The 1,166-nt window shown below is 63.9% G+C and carries 1 protein-coding gene; it reads left to right on the top strand.

Going from position 1 to position 1,166, the window contains the following annotated elements; genetic code table 11:
- Positions 1–897 (top strand): IS110 family RNA-guided transposase (locus MFF30_RS25445; RefSeq protein WP_238283022.1); only part of this gene is annotated, 897 nt, incomplete at its 5' end.
- Positions 898–1,166 lie beyond the last annotated feature (269 nt).

The following is a 1,166-nucleotide window of genomic DNA, read 5'->3' as shown; positions in this document are numbered from 1 at the left end:
CTCGCGTTTTTCGAGAAACTGCCGCGATGCCTGATCGGCATGGAGGCCTGCGGGGGCGCTCACGACTGGGCGCGGAAGCTTCAGGAACTGGGGCATGACGTCCGGCTGATGCCGCCGTCTTACGTGAAGCCCTACGTGAAGCGCGGGAAGACGGACGCAGCCGACGCGGCCGCCATCTGTGAAGCGGTCACGCGTCCCTCCATGCGGTTCGTTGCCGTAAAGAGCGAAGCCTGCTCGTCGGTCCTGGTCATCCACCGCACGCGGGATCTTTTGGTCCGCCAGCGCACGCAGATCTGCAACGCGATCCGCGCCCACATGACGGAGTTCGGCGTCATCGCAGCGAAGGGGGCGCAGAACGTCGACCGTCTACGAACGCAAATGCATCAGCTGCCGGAAGCGGCCCGATTGCCCGTCAGCCTCCTCTTCGAGCAGCTGGTCGACACCGACACGCGGATCGAGCGGTTGACGCGTGAGATCGAAGCGGCCCACGCCCAAAGCGAGACGAGCCAGCGTCTGGCCACGATCCCAGGCGTCGGCAAGCTCTCGGCGACGATCATCGCAGCGACGACGCCGGACGTCGGCAACTTCGACTGCGCGAGGGACTATGCCGCCTGGCTCGGCCTGACCCCCAAGCCACATTCCACCGGCGGCAAACAGAGGATCGGGCGGATCTCGAAGATGGGCAACCGGTATATCCGGCGGCTGCTCTATCTGGGCGCCATGTCGCAGATCATGGTGAGATCCAGGTGCGGCCCGAGACAGGATTGGCTGTCCGACATGCTGGCCCGAAAGAAGACGAAAGTCGCCGCCATCGCGTTGGCGCATCGCATGGCAAGAACGATCTTTGCCGTCCTCAGGGACGGATCACGCTACCAGCCGCAGGCGACTGCTGCCTGAATGGCTGAACGAACGGTCAGGGCGACGTGAGGTGATGGCGAACGAACGGAGAGGAAGAACCAGGACACCCCGATCAATCCGGAGCACTTTGAGCGCGCTCGATTGAGTGGGACCTGTTCTCCAAGCGGACTTCATCAGGGCGCGCAGCGATCCCGCTGCAGATCAGACGCCGTATACATGGCCGCAGCCGACCAGTTCACCCAAACCGATCGCCATCCTTGACCCGCAGGAGCCATCCATACAGGATTGAAGTCGGGCGAGCGAGCCGG

The sequence above is a fragment of the Methylobacterium goesingense genome (assembly GCF_022179225.1).
Classification (GTDB): domain Bacteria; phylum Pseudomonadota; class Alphaproteobacteria; order Rhizobiales; family Beijerinckiaceae; genus Methylobacterium; species Methylobacterium goesingense.
The sequence above is the reverse complement of the archived record's forward strand: the minus strand, read 5'-3'. Positions and strand labels throughout refer to the sequence as shown.